Annotated in this window: 17 protein-coding genes; 9 read left to right on the top strand and 8 right to left on the bottom strand. The window is 68.0% G+C overall.

Annotated elements, in window-relative coordinates; genetic code table 11:
* The first annotated feature begins 67 nt into the window (after nucleotides 1-67).
* On the top strand, nucleotides 68-1,177 hold the full coding sequence (locus AC0CH8_RS13715) for an aldose epimerase family protein (protein WP_465240491.1): 1,110 nt from the start codon (nucleotides 68-70) through the stop codon (nucleotides 1,175-1,177).
* Nucleotides 1,178-1,360: 183 nt separating this feature from the next.
* On the opposite strand, the gene AC0CH8_RS13710 is transcribed toward AC0CH8_RS13715, so the two are convergent.
* Genes AC0CH8_RS13710 through AC0CH8_RS13685 form a run of 6 tightly spaced genes read right to left on the bottom strand, consistent with a single transcriptional unit; the run spans nucleotide 1,361 to nucleotide 7,883 of the window.
* Nucleotides 1,361-2,446 carry a CgeB family protein gene (locus AC0CH8_RS13710; RefSeq protein WP_465240388.1) on the bottom strand — a complete coding sequence of 362 codons (1,086 nt, stop codon included), beginning with the start codon at nucleotides 2,444-2,446 and terminating at the stop codon, nucleotides 1,361-1,363.
* Nucleotides 2,443-3,531, bottom strand: coding sequence for a CgeB family protein (locus AC0CH8_RS13705; protein ID WP_465240387.1), 1,089 nt, complete (start codon nucleotides 3,529-3,531; stop codon nucleotides 2,443-2,445). The genes AC0CH8_RS13710 and AC0CH8_RS13705 overlap by 4 nt, the downstream gene beginning before the upstream one ends.
* Entirely contained in the window at nucleotides 3,528-4,628 is a 1,101-nt protein-coding gene (locus tag AC0CH8_RS13700) for a CgeB family protein (protein WP_465240386.1), read from the bottom strand. The genes AC0CH8_RS13705 and AC0CH8_RS13700 overlap by 4 nt, the downstream gene beginning before the upstream one ends.
* Nucleotides 4,625-5,713, bottom strand: coding sequence for a glycosyltransferase family 4 protein (locus tag AC0CH8_RS13695; protein WP_465240385.1), 1,089 nt, complete (start codon nucleotides 5,711-5,713; stop codon nucleotides 4,625-4,627). The genes AC0CH8_RS13700 and AC0CH8_RS13695 overlap by 4 nt, the downstream gene beginning before the upstream one ends.
* Nucleotides 5,713-6,771 (bottom strand): NAD-dependent epimerase/dehydratase family protein, encoded by a 1,059-nt coding sequence (locus AC0CH8_RS13690; protein WP_465240384.1) that lies wholly within the window; start codon nucleotides 6,769-6,771, stop codon nucleotides 5,713-5,715. Before AC0CH8_RS13690 ends, AC0CH8_RS13695 begins: the two co-directional genes overlap by 1 nt.
* On the bottom strand, nucleotides 6,768-7,883 hold the full coding sequence (locus AC0CH8_RS13685; RefSeq protein WP_465240383.1) for an SDR family NAD(P)-dependent oxidoreductase: 1,116 nt from the start codon (nucleotides 7,881-7,883) through the stop codon (nucleotides 6,768-6,770). Before AC0CH8_RS13685 ends, AC0CH8_RS13690 begins: the two co-directional genes overlap by 4 nt.
* 247 nt (nucleotides 7,884-8,130) lie before the next feature.
* Between AC0CH8_RS13685 and AC0CH8_RS13680 the strand changes: the two genes are divergently transcribed.
* From AC0CH8_RS13680 to AC0CH8_RS13670, 3 genes are read left to right on the top strand one after another with little or no spacing between them, the layout of a single operon-like run.
* On the top strand, nucleotides 8,131-8,730 hold the full coding sequence (locus AC0CH8_RS13680) for a histidine phosphatase family protein (protein WP_465240382.1): 600 nt from the start codon (nucleotides 8,131-8,133) through the stop codon (nucleotides 8,728-8,730).
* On the top strand, nucleotides 8,730-9,515 hold the full coding sequence (locus AC0CH8_RS13675; protein WP_465240381.1) for a TIGR04290 family methyltransferase: 786 nt from the start codon (nucleotides 8,730-8,732) through the stop codon (nucleotides 9,513-9,515). The genes AC0CH8_RS13680 and AC0CH8_RS13675 overlap by 1 nt, the downstream gene beginning before the upstream one ends.
* On the top strand, nucleotides 9,512-10,423 hold the full coding sequence (locus tag AC0CH8_RS13670) for a glycosyl hydrolase (protein WP_465240380.1): 912 nt from the start codon (nucleotides 9,512-9,514) through the stop codon (nucleotides 10,421-10,423). Before AC0CH8_RS13675 ends, AC0CH8_RS13670 begins: the two co-directional genes overlap by 4 nt.
* 4 nt (nucleotides 10,424-10,427) lie before the next feature.
* Here the strand turns inward: AC0CH8_RS13670 and AC0CH8_RS13665 are convergent, their stop codons facing one another.
* The gene (locus AC0CH8_RS13665) at nucleotides 10,428-10,922 is read right to left on the bottom strand and encodes a DUF1003 domain-containing protein (RefSeq protein ID WP_465240379.1); all 495 of its coding nucleotides are present in this window, start codon (nucleotides 10,920-10,922) and stop codon (nucleotides 10,428-10,430) included.
* Between the two features lie 87 nt (nucleotides 10,923-11,009).
* Between AC0CH8_RS13665 and AC0CH8_RS13660 the strand changes: the two genes are divergently transcribed.
* A complete protein-coding gene (locus AC0CH8_RS13660; protein WP_465240378.1) occupies nucleotides 11,010-11,927 on the top strand; it encodes an MDR/zinc-dependent alcohol dehydrogenase-like family protein in 918 nt (305 codons plus the stop codon).
* A complete protein-coding gene (locus tag AC0CH8_RS13655; protein ID WP_465240377.1) occupies nucleotides 11,920-12,906 on the top strand; it encodes a Gfo/Idh/MocA family protein in 987 nt (328 codons plus the stop codon). The genes AC0CH8_RS13660 and AC0CH8_RS13655 overlap by 8 nt, the downstream gene beginning before the upstream one ends.
* A gap of 13 nt (nucleotides 12,907-12,919) precedes the next feature.
* Here AC0CH8_RS13655 and AC0CH8_RS13650 read toward each other — a convergent pair whose 3' ends face one another.
* Nucleotides 12,920-13,693, bottom strand: coding sequence for an N-formylglutamate amidohydrolase (locus AC0CH8_RS13650; protein WP_465240376.1), 774 nt, complete (start codon nucleotides 13,691-13,693; stop codon nucleotides 12,920-12,922).
* Between AC0CH8_RS13650 and AC0CH8_RS13645 the strand changes: the two genes are divergently transcribed.
* The 3 genes from AC0CH8_RS13645 to AC0CH8_RS13635 are packed head-to-tail and all read left to right on the top strand — an operon-like array spanning nucleotide 13,687 to nucleotide 17,379.
* Nucleotides 13,687-14,607, top strand: coding sequence for a transglutaminase family protein (locus AC0CH8_RS13645; RefSeq protein WP_465240375.1), 921 nt, complete (start codon nucleotides 13,687-13,689; stop codon nucleotides 14,605-14,607). The two genes, AC0CH8_RS13650 and AC0CH8_RS13645, sit on opposite strands and share 7 nt — an antisense overlap.
* On the top strand, nucleotides 14,601-15,416 hold the full coding sequence (locus tag AC0CH8_RS13640) for a transglutaminase-like domain-containing protein (RefSeq protein WP_465240374.1): 816 nt from the start codon (nucleotides 14,601-14,603) through the stop codon (nucleotides 15,414-15,416). Before AC0CH8_RS13645 ends, AC0CH8_RS13640 begins: the two co-directional genes overlap by 7 nt.
* Nucleotides 15,409-17,379 (top strand): M3 family metallopeptidase, encoded by a 1,971-nt coding sequence (locus AC0CH8_RS13635; RefSeq protein ID WP_465240373.1) that lies wholly within the window; start codon nucleotides 15,409-15,411, stop codon nucleotides 17,377-17,379. Before AC0CH8_RS13640 ends, AC0CH8_RS13635 begins: the two co-directional genes overlap by 8 nt.
* Nucleotides 17,380-17,481: the final 102 nt, after the last annotated feature.

Here is a 17,481-nt window from a genome sequence, read left to right as displayed (position 1 = left end):
GACGCGTCCAACCGGAGAGGGTGATATGATCGGTCGAACCACCAAGACGGCCTGGGTGTCCGCGGCAATGCTGGCGACCACGATGCTCGCCACGACGGCGCAGGGCGCGACCGCCCGGCGCGAGGCCGCCGGCGCGCTGCCGGACGGTACCAAGGTCGAGGCGGTCACGCTGACCGGCACCAACGGCGTGTCGGCGAAGATCATCACCTATGGCGCGACGCTCCTGTCGCTGATGGCGCCCGATCGTCAGGGCAAGTCGGCGGATGTCTTGATCGGCTATGACGGCGTCGACGGCTATCTGAAGAAGCCCGACTATTTCGGCGTCACCGTCGGCCGTTTCGCGAACCGCATTGGCAAGGGCCGCTTCACGCTGGACGGCAAGACGTACCAGCTGCCCTTGAACGACAAGGTCAACACGCTGCACGGCGGCACCGACGGGTTCAGCCGCAAGCCGTGGAAAATCGTGTCGGTCAAGGACGGCGCACAGGCCAGCGTCGTACTGGCGTTGACCAGCCCGGACGGCGATCAGGGCTATCCCGGCACGTTCCAGGCGACCGTGACCTACTCGCTCGACGATGCCGGCGCGCTGACGATCAAGTTCGAGGGCAAGACGGACAAGCCCACCGTCGTCAACATGACCAACCACGCGATCTTCAATCTGGGCGGCGAGGGTTCGGCGCTCGGCGTGCTCAACCACAAGCTCACGATTCCCGCGAGCGCGATCACGCCCGTCGACGACACGCTGATCCCGACCGGCGAACTGCGCCCGGTGGCGGGCACCGTGTTCGATTTCCGCCAGCCGCGCGTGATCGGCGACGGGCTGCGCGACGGCCGCGATCCGCAGATCGTCGCCGGCCGCGGCTACGACCACAACTTCGCGCTCGACAAGGGTCTTACCGCGTCGCCGCAGCTTGCCGCGCGGCTGGAGGACCCCGTCTCGGGTCGCGTGCTGGAGGTGCTGACGACCGAACCGGGCGTTCAGATCTACAGCGGCAACTTCCTCGACGGCACCGTGCTCGGCAAGAACGGCCACATGTACCGCATGGGCGACGGGCTGGCACTGGAGCCGCAGAAGTTCCCGGATGCGCCCAACAAGCCGTCCTTCGTGTCGGCACGCGTCGATCCGGGCAAGCCGTACAGCCACACGATGGTCTACCGGATGTCGGTGGCGAAGTAGGGGCGGGAGGCCACTGCCCGCCGATTACGTAACCTCTCACTCCTCCCCGGCGAAGACCGGCGTCCAGTGGCCGCGAAGGGCGTGAGTTTCACTGCCTTCTAAAGCGACTGGACCCCGCCCTTCGCCGGGAGGGTGCTGGAAGCGGAGTTCCTGACGGCCTTCGCTGCGAGCCCCGACCAGCCGCTACTCGCCAGCCAACACCGACGATCGACGGCCGACAGCAGCCGCCTCGTCCAGATACCCCTCCAACTCTGCCGCACGGTGCGCCGCCGTGTGCTGCGCCAGAATGCGCGCCTGCGCCGCCGCGCCGATCGCCGCCGCGTCGTCGCGGGCCAGCGCCGCCAGTACGTCGTCGGTGCCGTCCGCCAGCACGATTTCCGTACCCGGCGTCAGTAGCGTCTCCAGCCCCGACCAGCGGTCGGACACGATCGCTGTCGCGCATGCGCCCGCTTCGAACAGCCGTACTGAAGGTGACCAGCCCGCCGCGATCATGTCCGCGCGGGTGACGTTCAGCGTGTAGCGGGATGCGGAGTAGAAATGGGCGTGCTCCGCCGGCGGAAGATGCTCGATCCGCTCGACATTGTCCGGCCAGTCGATGGACGCGGGATATTGCGGTCCGGCCACCACGAAGCGCAGATCGGGACGCGCCCGCGCCGGCGCGAGCAGCAGGCGGTCCAGCGTTGGCTGGCGGTCGTCGCTATAGGTGCCGAGATACGACAGGTCCCATCGCTTCTCCGCGCCGGTCGGACGATAAAGCGCCGGATCGACCGAACAATACAGCGCCCGTGCCGCCGGCGCGCCATAGCGTCCCTCCAGCACGTCGAGCGTCGGGCCACCGGTGAACGACAGGTACACGTCGTAACCGGGGATCACCTCCGGCGAGATATACTCCAAATCGCCGCGCGACAGCTTCGCCAGCGTCACCGGCGTGTCGATGTCGTAGAAGGCGGTGGTGCCGGTCGCGGTCGCCTGGACGAAGCGGGCGACCTCGACTCCCTCGGGAACATAGGACCCGACGATCACCGCGTCCGCCCCCGCGATCGCCACGCCCCAGCTTTTCCGCAGGTCCGGCAGGTCGTCGTAGAAGGCGAGCGTGCAATAGTCCGGGGTCAGGCAGTCACGGTGATCCCGGTACCAGGGCACGTCGCGTTCCAGGAACAGGATGTCGTGACCTCGGGCGGCAAATGCCTTCAGCAGCGCCCGGAAGGTCGTGGCGTGGCCGTTGCCCCACGCCGACGACAGGCTGAGGCCGAGGACGACAAGCCTCATGCCGCCTCCGCCGTGCGGGTGGCGTATTCGCGCAGCAGCGCATCGACCTGCGCGCCCCGCAGCGCATAGGTATGCTCCGACAAAACACGGGCGAGCGCGGCCTGACCGATCGCGTGGGCGCGCTCCGGCGTCAGGGTGGCCATATGCTCCGCCACGTCCTGACCGTCGCGCGCGACCAGCACTTCCTCGTCGGGAATCAGGAACTGCTCGATCCCCTCCCATGCGTCGGTAATCAGGCACGCCGCCGCGCCCGCCGCCTCGAAGACGCGCGTCGCTGGGGAGAAGCCGACATGCGCCATCGAATCGCGCGCTACGTTCAGCACTGCCTTGGGCGTGCAGTTGAACGCGTTGTGCTCGGCCGTGTAGACATGGCCGCGGTGGCGGACGTTGCCGGGCATGTCCTTGCTGTCCCAGCCATTGCCGCCGATCAGGAATTGGCGTTCGGGCAGCAGCGCGGCGGGACGCAGGAAGAACTCCTCCACCCGTGCCTCGCGGTCGGGCAGGCGATTGCCGAGAAACGCGAGGTCGCACGCGAAGCGCTCGTCCGGTTCGACCGGATAGTGCGTCGTCGGGTCGAGCGCGTTGTAGACGGGGATGCACTCCGCCGCGCCGAACTGGCGATACGCGTCGATCACCGGCGGCCCGCCGCCATAGGTCAGCACCATGTCCAGATCGGGCAGGGCGGCGCGAACGGGATGGTCGGGATCGGCGCGCATCTCGTCTAGCGTCGCGGCGGCGTCGACATCCCAGAAGATCTTGATCGCATGTGGCGCTGCGTTGGCGATCGCCCCTTCCAGCAATTCGCGGTCGAAGACGCCGACGCCGTTGGCCTTCACCACCACGTCGGCGCGCGCGGCCTCGGCGAGGACGCTGCGCATCGCCTCCTCGGTCGCGGGGTAGACGACGACGCGTGCCCACTCCGGCGGATCGATGTCGCGGTGCTGCTGCCGTTCGAACGCATCGGGTTCGTAGAAGGTGATGTCATGCCCGCGCGACGCGAGATCGCGCAGGATGCCGCGGTAATAGGTGGCGGCACCATTCCAGTAGGAACTGAGCAGGCTGGAGCCATAGAAGGCGATTTTCATGCGGCCTCTTTCCGGTCGAGGGCGGCGACGACGGTCAGCAGTTCGTCGGCGCGGTGGGCGCAGGTATGGCGGGCACGGATCGTCTCCAGCCCGGATCGGACGAGCGAGGCACGCAGGTCGGCATCCTCGCGCAGGGCGGTCAGGTGCATGGTCATCGCATCGCCGTCGGCCGCGGTCAGGTAATCCTGGCCTGGCCGGAACAGATGCTCGGCGTCATCCCACGGCGCGGAGACGAGAGGGATACCGCACGCCAGCGCCTCGAACACCCGGATCGTCGGGATACCCGGCAGGATCGTCGCGTAATAGCGGCGCGGGACATGCACCGTCGCCAAATGCCGCGCGAAAACGGCCGGGGCCGACGCATTGGGAGCCCAGCCGTGATAGCGTGCGCCGTGCCGCGCGAGCATCGCCCGCGCCTCGTCCGGATAGCGGACGCCGTAGATATCGAGCGGCAGGCCGACCGCGGCGGCGGGGGCGAACAGGAAGCGCTCCAGTTCCGCCGTCCGCTCGCCGTCGCCCCAATTGCCGATCCAGACCAGCCCATCGCGCTCGCCCTCAACCTCGGGTGGATGGAACAGGCGGGTGTCGGCCGCCTCGTGCCAGACCCACACACGGTCGCGCCAGCCCCAGCCGCGATACACCTCCGCCAGCGTCTCCCCGAAGGCGAGGACACCGTCATAGCCCGACAGGTCGAACGCCTGCATCTCTTCGGGCGCACTGACGGCGCGGTGGTGCGTGTCGTGGAACAACAGGCGGAACCGCGCGCCGCGCGCGCGCAGCCGCCCGACCTCGGTGACCAGCGCCGGCTCGTTCCATTCGTGGACGATGACCAGATCGGCACCGTCGACCAGTTCATCGACGGGCGTATCGGGGGCATAGGTGACAGGAGACAAGTCTGGATACAGGGTGCGAAACGGCGTCAGCCCGTCGTCGCCGGCATCGGCGAGGAGGTTGGACAGGCTCCAGTTCTCCTGCGGTTCCAGCGCCTGCACGTCATGGCCGCGCGCGATCAGTTCTCGCAATACCCCACGCAGGAAATGCGCGTTACCGTGGTTCCAGCAGGAGCGCAGCGAGTGGGTGAGATAGACGATCCTCATGCCGCGACTTTCGCGCTGGGCGTCACCAGCCCGGCATACAGCGCCGCCATCGCGCCTGCCGTCGCAGCGGGCGTGTAGCGCTGCGCACGCACGCGGGCGGCCTCCGACAGATGCGCGCGCAGGCCGACATCGGCTCGGACACGTTCGATTGCCGCGACATAGGCGTCCTCGTCCTCCTCGACCAGCAACGCCGCACCAGTCCAGAGTTCGCGGAACGTGTCGATGTTCGACAGGATCAGCGGACATCCCGCCTGCGCCGCCTCCAGCACCGCCAGCCCGAACGGTTCGAAGCGGGCGGCGGACACGAAGATCGGGCGCGCCGCCAGTTCGCGCGCGAGCCCGTCGGGGCCGAGCTGGCCCAATACCTTGAGATACGCGATGTCGGCACGCTCGCCGTGCGGCCCCACCACGGCACCGGCGGCGCGGAATGGTACCGGCAACCGCGCGGCGACGCGGTCGAGCATCGGGGTTTCCTTGACCAGATCCCACAGGCGTCCAGCGGTGAACACAGCGTCGGTCGGCGGTATGTCGGCGGGCAGCGGCAACGGCGCGCGGCCATTGTGGACGACGAGCGGCGCGACCTCCAGCGTATGGTGGCGCGTCACCGCGTCGGCGTGGCTGGCGCTCGGCGCGACGACGACATCCGCGGTTTGCAGACCGACCCGGTTAATCGCGTCCAGCCATGCATAGCGGTCGCCCGGCACCTCCCCATGCGCAGCGCGCCACCACGTGCCAATGCAGCCATGGGCGACGGCGACGACGGGCTGCGAGATGTCTCCGCCCGCCGCCAGCGTCGGCATGTTCGCCTGCACCAGATCGACCCGCTCGCGCCGTGCGAGGGCAGCGATCGCGCGGCCGGCGGCAATCATCGGTGCGGGGCCGTCGCACAGCCAGTCGAGCGGCAGGCCGGTATCGACCAGCGTCACGCCTGCTATGGCCGCGACCTGCGCCCGCTGCTCGTCGTCGGGAGAGGGGCCGAGCACCGCCAGCAGCGTTTCGACGCCGAGCGGCGTCAGCGCCTCCGCCAGATCGGTCGCGTACTGCCAGACACCGCCGATCGCGTCGGCGGTCATCAATATCCGCATCAGGATGCCATCGCGTGCTGCCGCAGCGTCAGGCCGCGCTCGCCCGCCAGCCACTCGGCCAGTGCGGCGACCCCATCGCGCCACGGCACCTTCGGCTTCAGCCCGAGTTCGGCCTCTGCCAGCCGCGTGTCGGCGACGAAATACCGCTGGTCGCCCGCGCGCCAGTCCGAATAGCTGACGTCGACGTCGCGCCCCGTCAGATCGCCGATATGCGCGAGCAGGCGGCGCAGGCTGACCGCGTTGCCGGCACCACCGCCCAGATTGAATGCGCGCCCCGATACGCGATCGATCCGCCGCCACGCCTGCACATAGGCGTCGACGGCGTTCGACACGTCGAGAATGTCGCGGACCTGATGCCCGTCGCCGTACAGCGTGATCGGCTTGCCCTCCAGCGCGCGGATCAGGAAATGCGCCACCCAGCCCTGATCCTCCGTCCCCATCTGCCGCCGGCCATAGATACAGCTCATCCGCAGCACCGCGGTCGGCACGCCGAAACTGCGCGCGTAATCCAGCACATACTGGTCCGCCGCGCCCTTGGAGCAGCCATAGGGGGTGTGGAAGTCGAGCGGCCGGCGCTCGTCGATCCCGTGTCCCCGCACCACCGGATCGACGGGCACATAGGCGTCGTTCTCCAGCGCGAAGTCGAGGTCGGTCAGGTCGCCATACACCTTGTTGGTTGAGGCGAAGACCAGCGGCGTACCGTCACCGCGCCGTCGCAGCGCATCGAGAAGGTTCAGCGTACCGGCGATGTTGATCGAGAAATCGTCGCGCGGATCGTCGAGGCTGGTCGTCACCGCGACCTGCGCGGCGAGGTGGAACACCGCCTTGGCGTCGCGCGCCGCATCGACCAGCACCTGTTCGTCACGGATGTCGGCGACGACCGGCTCGATCCGGTCGCCATGCCGCTCCGTCAGCCAGCGTAGATTGCCCTCCACGCCCGATCGCAGCAGCGCGTCATAAACGCGGACACGGTGGCCGTCGCTTGCCAGCCGGTCGGCGAGGTTGGAGCCGATGAACCCGGCTCCGCCGGTGATCAGGATCGGCCGGTCGTCGCTCATGCCACCAGCCCCCGGCTTTCGAGTTCGGCGCGCATCTGGTCGACGCGGTCGCTTGCGGTCTGCTGCGCCACCCACTCGGCCAGCACTGCGAGGCCGTCGCCGAAGTCCTGCCGCGCGCGGAAGCCGAGCGTGTCGGCGGCGAGCGTCGTGTCGCAGAAACAATGGCGGATATCGCCGATCCGCGCCTTGCCGACGATCTGCGGCTCGATCTGGTTCTTGCCCATCGCCTTCGCCAGTTCGGTCGCGACTTCGGTGACGGAGCGATCATGACCCGATCCGATGTTGAACGTGCCCCCCGCCGCCTGCGGCAGCACCAGCGCCTCCGCAAAGGCGCGCGCCACGTCGCCGACATGCACGAAGTCGCGGCGCTGTTCGCCATCCTCGAAGATCATCGGCTGCTGCCCGTTGAGCAACCGCGACGCGAAGATCGCGAGCACGCCCGTATAGGGATTGGAGAGCGCCTGACCCGGGCCGTAGACGTTGAACAGGCGCAGGCACACGCCCTCGATCCCGTACGGCGCGGACATGATGTGCGTGGTGCGCTCCTGCACATATTTGTTGAGCGCATAGATCGAAGACAGGTTCGGCCGCTTCCACTCGGGCGTGGCCACCGCCTGCAACGGACGGCCGGCGCGATCGACGGGTTCCCAGTTGGATAGACCGTCGCGCAGACCGCGGCGTTCGGCATCCTCGATCAGCGTGCCGTCCGCATCGCGGTACAGCCCCTCGCCATAGATCGACATCGACGACGCGGTGACGACACGACGAACCGGCTGGTCGATCAGCGCCTCGAACAGGACAGCCGTGCCGACATCGTTGGTCGAGGTATAGCGCTCGACCTCGTACATCGACTGGCCGACGCCGACTTCCGCGGCGAGATGGATGACGCTGTCGACGCCCTGCAAGGCGCGCGCGACGGCGGCCTTGTCGCGCACGTCGCCGCGGATCAATTCCGCTTCCGGATTCAGCATCGCCGACCCGTCGACATCGCCGTGCACCTGATCGATCAGCGCATCCAGCACGCGGACCTTGTGCCCCCGCGTCAGCAACTCTTCGGCGACCGAGCGCCCGATGAACCCGGCGCCGCCGGTGATGAGGACCGTCTCGCTCACGGCCGCACTCCCTGCGGTTGGCTGAGCGAGGTTAATGCACGGGCTCGCGGCTTGATGCTCAAAGGACCTGTTCCCCTATCGTCGGGCGTTTTCGCCACGGGGGTGTAACAATCCGGCTTCTTCTTTGTTCCTATTGATTTGGATCAACTATCAACGGCTTAGAGCAAGGAACTTAGAAGCTGCATGAGGTGTTGGGCCCGTAACGACGCCGGCGACTCGCGGGCTTTTCCGGGGTGGCGATACAGGCGTGACGGCGACGTTCCTTCTCATCAGGCATGCGGCGCACATCCATCTGGACCGGATCTTCTCCGGCCGGATGCCCGCCGTGCCATTGAGCGACATGGGCCGCGCACAGGCGCAGAGGCTGGCCACCAGCCTTTCGTCCGAGCCGATCGACCGCATCATCGCCAGCCCGCTCGACCGTACGCGCGAGACCGCGCAGGCGATTGGCGACGCGCGCGGGGTGTCGGTGGAAACCGATCCGGCGTTGCTGGAAATCGAGCTCGGCGACTGGACCGGGCGGACGCTCGACGGGTTCGGCGACGACCCCGAGTGGCGCGCGTGGAATACCGCACGCGGCACCGCGCGCATTCCCGGCGGCGAGACGATGGCGGAGGCCACCGGGCGGATCGTCGGCCTGCTCGACGGGTTGGCGCGCGAGCCGGCGGATGCGACGATCGCAATCGTCAGCCACTCCGACATGATCCGCGGCGCAGTGGCGCATGTGCTCGGCCTGCCGCTGGACCATCTGCTGCGCTTCGACATCCACCCGGCCTCCGTCACGCGCGTCGTCTGGGGTGACTGGGGGGCGAAACTCATGAGCTTGAACGAACGGGGAGGGGCGTGATGGACGCGAGCGCGCTGAGGGAACGGGTGGCGGAGTTGTCGCCCTGGTTTCACAATATCGATCTCGGCCACGGTGTGTGGACCGCGCCCGAGCATTTTCTGGGCGATTATCCCGGCTTCAAGTTCCGCCGCTTCGCCGATGCGCTGCCCGCCGACCTGACCGGCAAGACGGTGCTCGATATCGGCTGCAACGCCGGCTTCTACTCGGTGGAGATGAAGCGGCGCGGCGCGGCGCGGGTGTTGGGGATCGATAGCGACGACCGCTATCTGGCGCAGGCTCGGCTGGCGGCCGAAGCCTTGGGGGGGGCGGGCGACATCGAGTTCCGCAACCTGTCGGTCTACGACGTGGGTGCCCTGGGTGAGCGGTTCGACGTCGTCATATTCATGGGCGTGCTCTATCATCTGCGCCACCCGCTGCTCGCGCTCGACCTGATCCGGGAGCATGTCGCGGACGATCTGATGCTGTTCCAGACGATGCAGCAGGGGTCGGACGACCTGTCCGACGTGCCGGCGAACCATCCCTTTCACAAGCCGGGCACGTTCGACCCGCCCGACTATTTCAACGATCCCGGCTACCCCAAGCTGCACTTCATCGAGCGCGAGTTCGCGGACGACTGGACCAACTGGTGGGCCCCGAACCGCGCCGCGAGCGAGGCGATGCTGCGCGCCGCCGGCTTCACGGTCGAGGCGCAGCCGGACCACGACGTATATCTGTGCCGCGTCGCGCCCGTTCCCTATGCGGAATATGGGCCGGCGGCGGTCTACCCTGCGAAAGGCGTGCGATGATCGAAGCGGCGATGATCTGGAACGAGCCCAACAACAAATCGCATTGGGACCCGGAGGTCGATCCCGACTGGTCGATCTTCGCCGACACGGTGACGCGGGCTGGCGGCGCGATCGCCGCGATCAATCCGGCGGTGACGCGTGTGCTGGGCGGCATGTCGCCGATCGACCCGCTGTGGCTGAAGCGGATCGAGGCGCACGGCGCGCTGGAGGCGGTCGACGTCATTGCGGTGCATGGGTTTCCGCTCGACTGGAACCTGTGGTCGATCCACGACTGGCCGCAGCGGATTGCCGAGATCGAGGCGGTGACTCACAAGCCGGTCTGGGTGACGGAGGTCGGCGTCGGCTCGTTCGGGGCGGAGGAGGTGCAGGTGTTCGGCCTGCGCCGTACCGCCGAACTGCTGATCGGCCGCGTTCCGCGCGTCTTCTGGTACTCGCTGTTCGACCTGCCGATGGAATGGGGTGCGGAGACCCGCCACCGCGAGGCGGAAGGGTCGAGTTACTACCGGCATTTCTACATGGGCCTGATCCGCCCGGACGGTACGCCCAAGCCGGCATTGGACGATTATGCCAAGGTGGCTGGCGAGATGGGCCTGATGCAGTGGTTCCACTATCAGGACCCGCGGCTGGACGACGCGGTCGCGTGGATGAAGCGACTGGGTACGAAGAAGTTGCGCACCGGGCTTAGCTGGGCGGACAGTTTCCGCCCCGACGCGATCGACTGGTTCGACCGGCAGATGGAGGCGCTGGCGGATTTCGACGTCACCGTCACCTTCTGCTTCACACCCGAACACCTGGGCGTCCAGCCGCATCACACCAGCGCCGCGCGCGATCCGCAGGCGTTTGCGGATTTCTGCGCGTGGATGATCGACCGCTATGCACCCGCCGTCGCGAACACGGCGGTGGCGTGACCCATCACGCCTGCCGTTCGAGTGCGTCCAGAACCTTGCCGGGCTCGATGTCGGCGGTGATGTCGCGCATCGTCTCGGCATCGGTGTCCGCCCCCACCTTGTGGGCGATCCGCTCGACGACTCCAGCCAGCTTCGACAGTTCGTGCTCCGCCAGCAGGTTGATGTGCAGGTCGAGGTCGGCACGCGCGTCGGCGGCGGCCTGCATGCGGTTCTGGCTGATGAGGACGAAGGTCGACAGGAAGATCGCCTCGACCGAGGCGACCATCGCCAGCACGACGAAGCTGGGATCGAACTTCGGTGAACCCCACAGGTTCCAGCTTATCCAGCCGCCGAACAGCAGCAGGTGCAGCCCGACGAACGCCATCGATCCGGTAAAGCCGGTGATTCGATCGGCAATACGTTCCGACAGCGGCGCATCGGCGCGGCGGCGGTGGCGGCGTTCCGCCAGCCGGTCGATATTCTGCCGCAACGTGGCGGTCATGCCGGGTTCGGATGCCATGCCTGCACAACGCAAAGCCAAAGAAAAGGTCCTGTCTTGAATAGCTTAATGCGTGCGGCGGTGCTTACAGGGCCAGCGAGGATGGAAATGGCGGAGGTGCCCCTGCCACAGCCCGGGCCGGGTGAGGTGCGCGTCAGGCTGGAGGGGTGCGGCGTCTGCGCGTCCAACATCGAACCGTTCGAGGGGCAGCCTTGGTCCAGCTTCCCCGGTGAGGCGGGAGGGATGGGACACGAGGGCTGGGGCGTGGTCGACGCGCTGGGCGAGGGGGTGATGACGCCCGCGATCGGCACCCGCGTCGCCTCGCTCGCGCATCGCAGCTTCGCGGAACACGACGTGGTCGCGGCGGATGCGGTGGTCGAACTGCCCGCGTCGCTGGCCGGTCAGCCGTTCCCCGGTGAGCCGCTGGGCTGTGCGATGAACATTTTCCGGCGCAGCGACATCGTCGCGGGGCAGACGGTGGCGATCGTCGGCATCGGCTTTCTGGGCGCGGTGCTGACGAAGCTGGCGAGCGACGCCGGCGCGCGGGTGATCGCGATTTCCCGGCGTCGCGAGTCGCTCGATCTCGCCACGCGCTACGGCGCGGCCGAGACGATCGTGATGGACGATCACTGGGCGATCATCGACGCGGTCAAGCGCCTGACCGACGAGCGCCTGTGCGAGCGCGTGATCGAGGCCGTGGGCAAGCAATGGCCGCTCGATCTGGCGGGGGAACTGGTCGGCTTCGGCGGAAAGCTGATCGTCGCGGGCTATCATCAGGATGGGCCGCGTCAGGTGAACATGCAGATGTGGAACTGGAAGGGCATCGACGTCGTCAACGCACACGAACGCGATCCCGCGGTCAACCTGCGCGGCCTGCGCGAGGCGGTGGACGCGGTGGCGAGCGGCCGGATCGACACCGCGCCCCTGTATACGCATCGCTACCCGCTGGACCGATTGGGCGAGGCGATCGTCGCGACGCGCGACAAGCCGCAGGGCTTCGTCAAGGCGCTGGTGATGTATGACTAAGCCCCGCATCGGTTTCCTCGGAGTCGGCTGGATCGGTCGCCACCGCATGGCGGCGATGCTGGCGACCGGCGCGATCGAGGCGACAGCGGTCTGCGATGCCTCGCCCGAGATGCTCGCGGAGGCGGCGGCGCTGGCTCCCGACGCGGTCGTCGTGCCTGATCTGGACGCCATGCTGGCGCTGGAACTCGACGGCGTGGTGATCGCGACGCCCAGCGCGATGCACGCGGAACAGTCGATCCGCGCATTGGAGGTCGGAGCCGCGGTGTTCTGCCAGAAGCCGCTGGGTCGCGACGCGGCCGAGGCGGCGCGCGTGGTGGAGGCGGCAGAAGCCCTAGACCGGCTGCTGATGGTCGATTTCTCGTACCGCTATACGGAGGGGATGCGGCAGATCGCCCAACTGGTCCGCGGCGGAGCGTTGGGCCACGTCCACGCGATCGATCTCACCTTCCACAACGCCTACGGGCCGGACAAGCCGTGGTTCTACGATCGCGCATTGTCGGGCGGCGGCTGCGTCATGGATCTGGGCGTCCACCTGATCGACCTCGCCATGTGGTCGCTGGGCTTTCCCGGAGAAGCCTCGAACGTGAACGCGCGCCTGTTCGCGGGCGGACAGCGCTTGGCGGGCGACGCGGTCGAGGATTACGCCACCGCCAGCTTCGACCTGCCCGGCGGCGTCGCGGTGCGGCTGGCCTGTTCGTGGCGGCTGCATGCCGGACAGGAGGCAATCATCGCGGCGCAGTTCCACGGCACCGAGGGCGGCGCGACGCTCCGCAACGTCGGCGGCTCCTTCTACGACTTCGTCGCCGAACACTACACCGGCACGACCAGCGAAACGCTGGTCGGCCCGCCCGACGACTGGGGTGCCCGCGCCGCGGCCGACTGGGCGCAGCGGATCGCCACCGACGCGCGCTTCGATCCGGCAGCGGCGCAACTCGTCTCCGTCGCGCGCACGATCGACACGATCTACGCCGCGGGCTGACGGCTCGCCGGAATTACCCCAACGCCGCCGTCAGCACCCGCTGCAGCCGTTCCGCCCACGCGGCCTGACCGGTCTCGTCAGCGATCAGATCCTGCCGGACCTCCAGTTCCGCATAGGGCAGCCCGGCCGGATAGGCGTGGCGTGGCACGGTGTAGTCGATCAGGTCCATCCGGTACGGCTCGTTGTCCCCGACCGTCAGGTCCGCCTCCCGCCGCAGCACCGCCAGCATCGTCTGTGCGAAGCTCGGGTCGCCGCCGTCGTGCAGGACGCCGATCTGCCACGGCCGCGCGACGCCGCCGAACACCGGGGTGAAACTGTGCAGCGCGATCAATACCGTAGGCTGTCCGACTGCCGAGCGTCGCGCGATCTCCGCCGCGATCGCCGCCTGATAGGGTTCGTGGATCGCCGCGAACCGCGCCGCGCGATCCGTGTCGCTCAGATCGGCATTCCCCGGTACGACCGTCCCGTCGCTGACCGGTGCGATGGCGTCGGGTGCGTCGTGGCGGCGGTTGCAGTCGACGACCAGCCGCGAATAGGTCTGGCGCACGAACACCGCGTCCATCGCCGTCGCCAGTCGTTCGCCGAGCCCCGCCACGCCGATGTCCCACGCGATGTGCCGCACCCGCTCCGCGTCATCCAGTCCCAGCGTGCCGAGTGACAAGGGGATGACATTCCCGGCATGATCGCCGATGAAGAGGAACGGCGACGCTCCTCCGGGGTTGACCACCGAGACGGGTGGCAGATCGCCTGCGACAAACAGGGGGCTTGCTTGGACGTCCAATGCCATTCCTGAACCTGTCGCACGTCACGACGTATACGTACAGGCAGCCCGTGTCCTTCGGCGAGCACCGGATCATGGTGCGCCCGCGCGAAAGCTACGATCAGCATCTGCTGTCCGCCACGCTCGACATCGAACCTCGGCCCAGCGACGTGCGCTGGCTACAGGACGTGTTCGGCAACGCGGTGGCGATCGCCACCTTCGACCGGCCTGCGGCGCGGTTGGTGTTCGACAGCCGCATCCACCTGATGCACGAACCCGCCGACCTCGATCATGTCGATATCGAGGATTACGCGCGCACCTATCCCTTCACCTATTCGTCGGAAGAGATGCCCGACCTGCTGCGCTCGATCGAGCGCCAGCACCTCGACCCGCGGCGCCAGATCGATAGCTGGGCGCGGCGTTTCGTCGGCACCGGCCAGACCGACACGCTGACGCTGCTGTCCGACATGACGACCGCGATCCGCCGCGAGTTCACCTATGTCGCACGTGCGGAGAAGGGTACGCAGACGCCGATCGAGACGCTGGAACGGCGCAAGGGTACCTGCCGCGACTATGCGATGCTGATGATCGAGGCGGTGCGCGCGCTGGGGTTCGCGGCACGGTTCGTGTCGGGGTACGTCTACAACCCCACCGCGCATGACCAGCGGCTCGGCGGCGGCAACACGCATGCTTGGGTGCGGGTGTACCTGCCCGGCTCCGGCTGGGTCGAGTTCGATCCGACTAACGGCATCATCGGCAATCGCGGCCTGATCCGCGTCGCCGTCGCCCGCGACATCTATCAGGCGGTGCCGATCTCCGGCACCTGGGCCGGCTTTCCCGGCAGCTTCCTCGACATGGAGGTCGCGGTGAACGTCAGCGTCGCCGGCCCTCCGCCCGTACCCGTATCCGTCCCCGACCAGAAGGAGCCTGTCCGATGCTGATCCGCGCCGGTTACGACATCAGTTTCGCCACGGACGTGCCCACGCCGATGATGGCGCTGCTGAGCATCCATCCGTCGCGGAACAAGGACCTCAGGACGATGCAACGCATCACCAGCGTGCCGCATGTGCCGATGTACGATTACGTCGATACGTTCGGAAATGTGTGCACGCGCTTGACCGTGCCCGCCGGTGGCCTGACGCTCAGCTGCGACTTCACGATCGAGGATGGCGGCCTGCCCGATCCCTACACCCCGGACGCGGTACAGCACGCGATCGAGGACCTGCCCGACGACGTGCTCGTCTACCTGCTCGGCAGCCGGTATTGCGAGACGGACCGGCTATCGGAAACCGCATGGGGATTGTTCGGCCACGTTCCCGCCGGGTGGCAGCGGGTGCAGGCGATCGTCGACTTCACGCATAATCATGTCGAATTCGGCTACCACCACGCGCGCTCGACCAAGACCGCGTGGGACGCGCATCAGGAGCAGCAGGGCGTGTGCCGCGACTTCGCGCATCTGGCGATCACGCTGTGCCGCTGCATGAACATCCCCGCGCGCTATTGCACCGGATATCTCGGCGATATCGGCATCGATCCGGTCGATGCGGCGATGGATTTCTCGGCGTGGTTCGATGTGTATCTCGGCGGTGCGTGGCACACGTTCGATGCGCGGCACAATCTGCCGAGGATCGGCCGCATCCTGATGGCGCGCGGCCGCGACGCCACCGACACGGCGCTGACGACTGCCTTCGGCAGCGCCACGCTCGCCGGTTTCCAGGTGCACACCGACGAGGTGACGGACATTGCCTGATCCGCTGCTGGACGAAAGCGACCTGCCGTTCGGCGCGCCGGCGTTCGATCGTATCGCGCCCGACGCGTTCCTGCCCGCGCTGACGATCGCCCTGGCGGAGGCGAAGGCGGAGATCGAAGCGATCGCCACCGACCTGGCCGAGCCGGATTTCGCCAACACGGTCGAGGCGATGGAGCGGGTGGGCGGCACGCTGGCGCGCGTGCGGCGCATCTTCTGGACGCTGTCGTCGGCACAATCGACGCCGTCGATCCGCGCGGTGGAGGCGGAGGTGTCGGCCATGCTGACCCGTCACGGCATCGCCGTTTCGCACGATCCGCGCCTGTTCGCGCGCGTCGATGCGCTGTGGTCGCGCCGCGACGCGCTCGGCCTGAACGAAGCGCAGATGCGTTTGCTGGAGGGGAGCCGTCGTGGCTTCGTCGACGGCGGCGCGCTGCTTGCGCCTGCCGACAAGGCGCGGTTCGCTGCCATTGCGGAGCGGCTGTCGCTGCTCGGCACGACCTTCGGCCAGAACGTGCTCGCCGCCACTCATGCCTGGACGTTGCGCCTCGACCCGGAGGACTGCACCGGCCTCCCCGACACGATGCTCGCCGCGACCGCACGCCGCGCCGAGGCGACGGGGCAGGGCGGTCACGTCATCACGCTCGACCGCGGCGACGTGGAAACCTTCCTGTCCTTCGCCGACCGCCGCGATTGGCGCGAGCAGGTCTGGCGGGCCTTCACCACACGCGGCGACGGTGGCGTATATGACAACCGCGCGATCATCGACGAGATGCTGGCCCTCCGCCGCGAGAAGGCGGCGCTGCTCGGCCACGCTAGCTATTCGGATTTCGCGCTCGCCGACAGCATGGCGAAAACGCCCGACGCCGCGGAGGCGCTGTTGATGCGCGTCTGGACGCCGGCGCTGCGGCAGGCGGCAGCGGAACAGGCGGAGCTTCAGATGTTGGCGGGCGACACGCCGATCGCGGCATGGGACTGGCGCTACTACGCCGAACGCATCCGCCGCGAACGCCACGCACTCGACGGTGCCGCGGTGAAGCGGTTCCTGACGCAGGACGCGGTGCGCGACGCCGCCTTTGCCGCCGCCGGCCGGCTCTACGGGCTGGAGTTCGCTGCCATCCCGAGCCTGCCGGGTTGGCATCCCGGCGTGCAGCCGTGGTCGGTCAGCGATGCCGGCGGCACGCCACGCGGGCTGCTCTACACCGACTTCCATGTGCGACCCGAAAAGCACGGCGGTGCGTGGATGGGCGCGTTGCGCGTGCAGGAAGCGCTGGACGCGCCCGTGCTGCCGATCGTCTACATCGTCGCCAATTTCGCACCCGGCGCGGGCCTGTCGATCGACGAGGCGCGGACGCTGTTCCACGAATTCGGCCACGCCTTGCATGCGTTGCTGTCGGACGTCGTCTATCCCAGCCAGTCCGGCACCGCCGTCGCGCGCGACTTCGTCGAATTTCCCAGCAAATTTATGGAACACTGGATCGTCGCGCCGGAGGTGCTCGTCGGCCTCGGCGTACCCGCGCCGCTGGCGGACGCGATCGCGAGTGCGGATCGCTTCGGGCAAGGCTTCGCGACGGTCGAGTTCCTCGCCTCGGCGATCCTCGACCTGTCGTTGCATCGCCGGACGGACGGCAGCGATGCCGTCGCAGAGTCCGAAGCGCTGCTCGCCGAACTAGGGCTGCCTGACACGATCGTCCCGCGTCACGGCCTGACCCACTTCACGCACGTGTTCGATGGCGGCTATGCCAGCCAATATTACAGCTATCTGTGGTCGGAAGTGCTCGACGCGGACGCCTATGCCGCGTTCGAGGAGCGCGGCGACCTGTTCGCCCCCGATCTTGCCGGCCGCCTCCGCACGGAAGTGCTGGCGCGCGGCGACACCCGCGATGCGATGGCCGCCTACGTCGCCTTCCGGGGCCGCGAACCGCGCGAGGCAGCGCTGCTGGAGGCGCGGGGACTCGCGGCGTGAGATCCGGCGATCAGGATCATTCCGGCGCCCGTCGAAGATCCCGCTCCCGTTATGCGGCATCGACCTAAGCCTCACTCTGGCGTTGACGCGCCGGACACGGTT

The organism is Sphingomonas sp. AC435 (assembly GCF_979253005.1).
The sequence above is the reverse complement of the archived record's forward strand: the minus strand, read 5'-3'. Positions and strand labels throughout refer to the sequence as shown.

Coding starts and splice junctions, on each gene's coding strand:
- AC0CH8_RS13715 (WP_465240491.1), top strand. CDS start 68: ATGCTGGCGACCACGATGCTCGCCACGACGGCGCAGGGCGCGACCGCC.
- AC0CH8_RS13710 (WP_465240388.1), bottom strand. CDS start 2,446: ATGAGGCTTGTCGTCCTCGGCCTCAGCCTGTCGTCGGCGTGGGGCAAC.
- AC0CH8_RS13705 (WP_465240387.1), bottom strand. CDS start 3,531: ATGAAAATCGCCTTCTATGGCTCCAGCCTGCTCAGTTCCTACTGGAAT.
- AC0CH8_RS13700 (WP_465240386.1), bottom strand. CDS start 4,628: ATGAGGATCGTCTATCTCACCCACTCGCTGCGCTCCTGCTGGAACCAC.
- AC0CH8_RS13695 (WP_465240385.1), bottom strand. CDS start 5,713: ATGCGGATATTGATGACCGCCGACGCGATCGGCGGTGTCTGGCAGTAC.
- AC0CH8_RS13690 (WP_465240384.1), bottom strand. CDS start 6,771: ATGAGCGACGACCGGCCGATCCTGATCACCGGCGGAGCCGGGTTCATC.
- AC0CH8_RS13675 (WP_465240381.1), top strand. CDS start 8,730: ATGGACGCGAGCGCGCTGAGGGAACGGGTGGCGGAGTTGTCGCCCTGG.
- AC0CH8_RS13670 (WP_465240380.1), top strand. CDS start 9,512: ATGATCGAAGCGGCGATGATCTGGAACGAGCCCAACAACAAATCGCAT.
- AC0CH8_RS13665 (WP_465240379.1), bottom strand. CDS start 10,922: ATGGCATCCGAACCCGGCATGACCGCCACGTTGCGGCAGAATATCGAC.
- AC0CH8_RS13660 (WP_465240378.1), top strand. CDS start 11,010: ATGGCGGAGGTGCCCCTGCCACAGCCCGGGCCGGGTGAGGTGCGCGTC.
- AC0CH8_RS13655 (WP_465240377.1), top strand. CDS start 11,920: ATGACTAAGCCCCGCATCGGTTTCCTCGGAGTCGGCTGGATCGGTCGC.
- AC0CH8_RS13645 (WP_465240375.1), top strand. CDS start 13,687: ATGCCATTCCTGAACCTGTCGCACGTCACGACGTATACGTACAGGCAG.
- AC0CH8_RS13650 (WP_465240376.1), bottom strand. CDS start 13,693: ATGGCATTGGACGTCCAAGCAAGCCCCCTGTTTGTCGCAGGCGATCTG.
- AC0CH8_RS13640 (WP_465240374.1), top strand. CDS start 14,601: ATGCTGATCCGCGCCGGTTACGACATCAGTTTCGCCACGGACGTGCCC.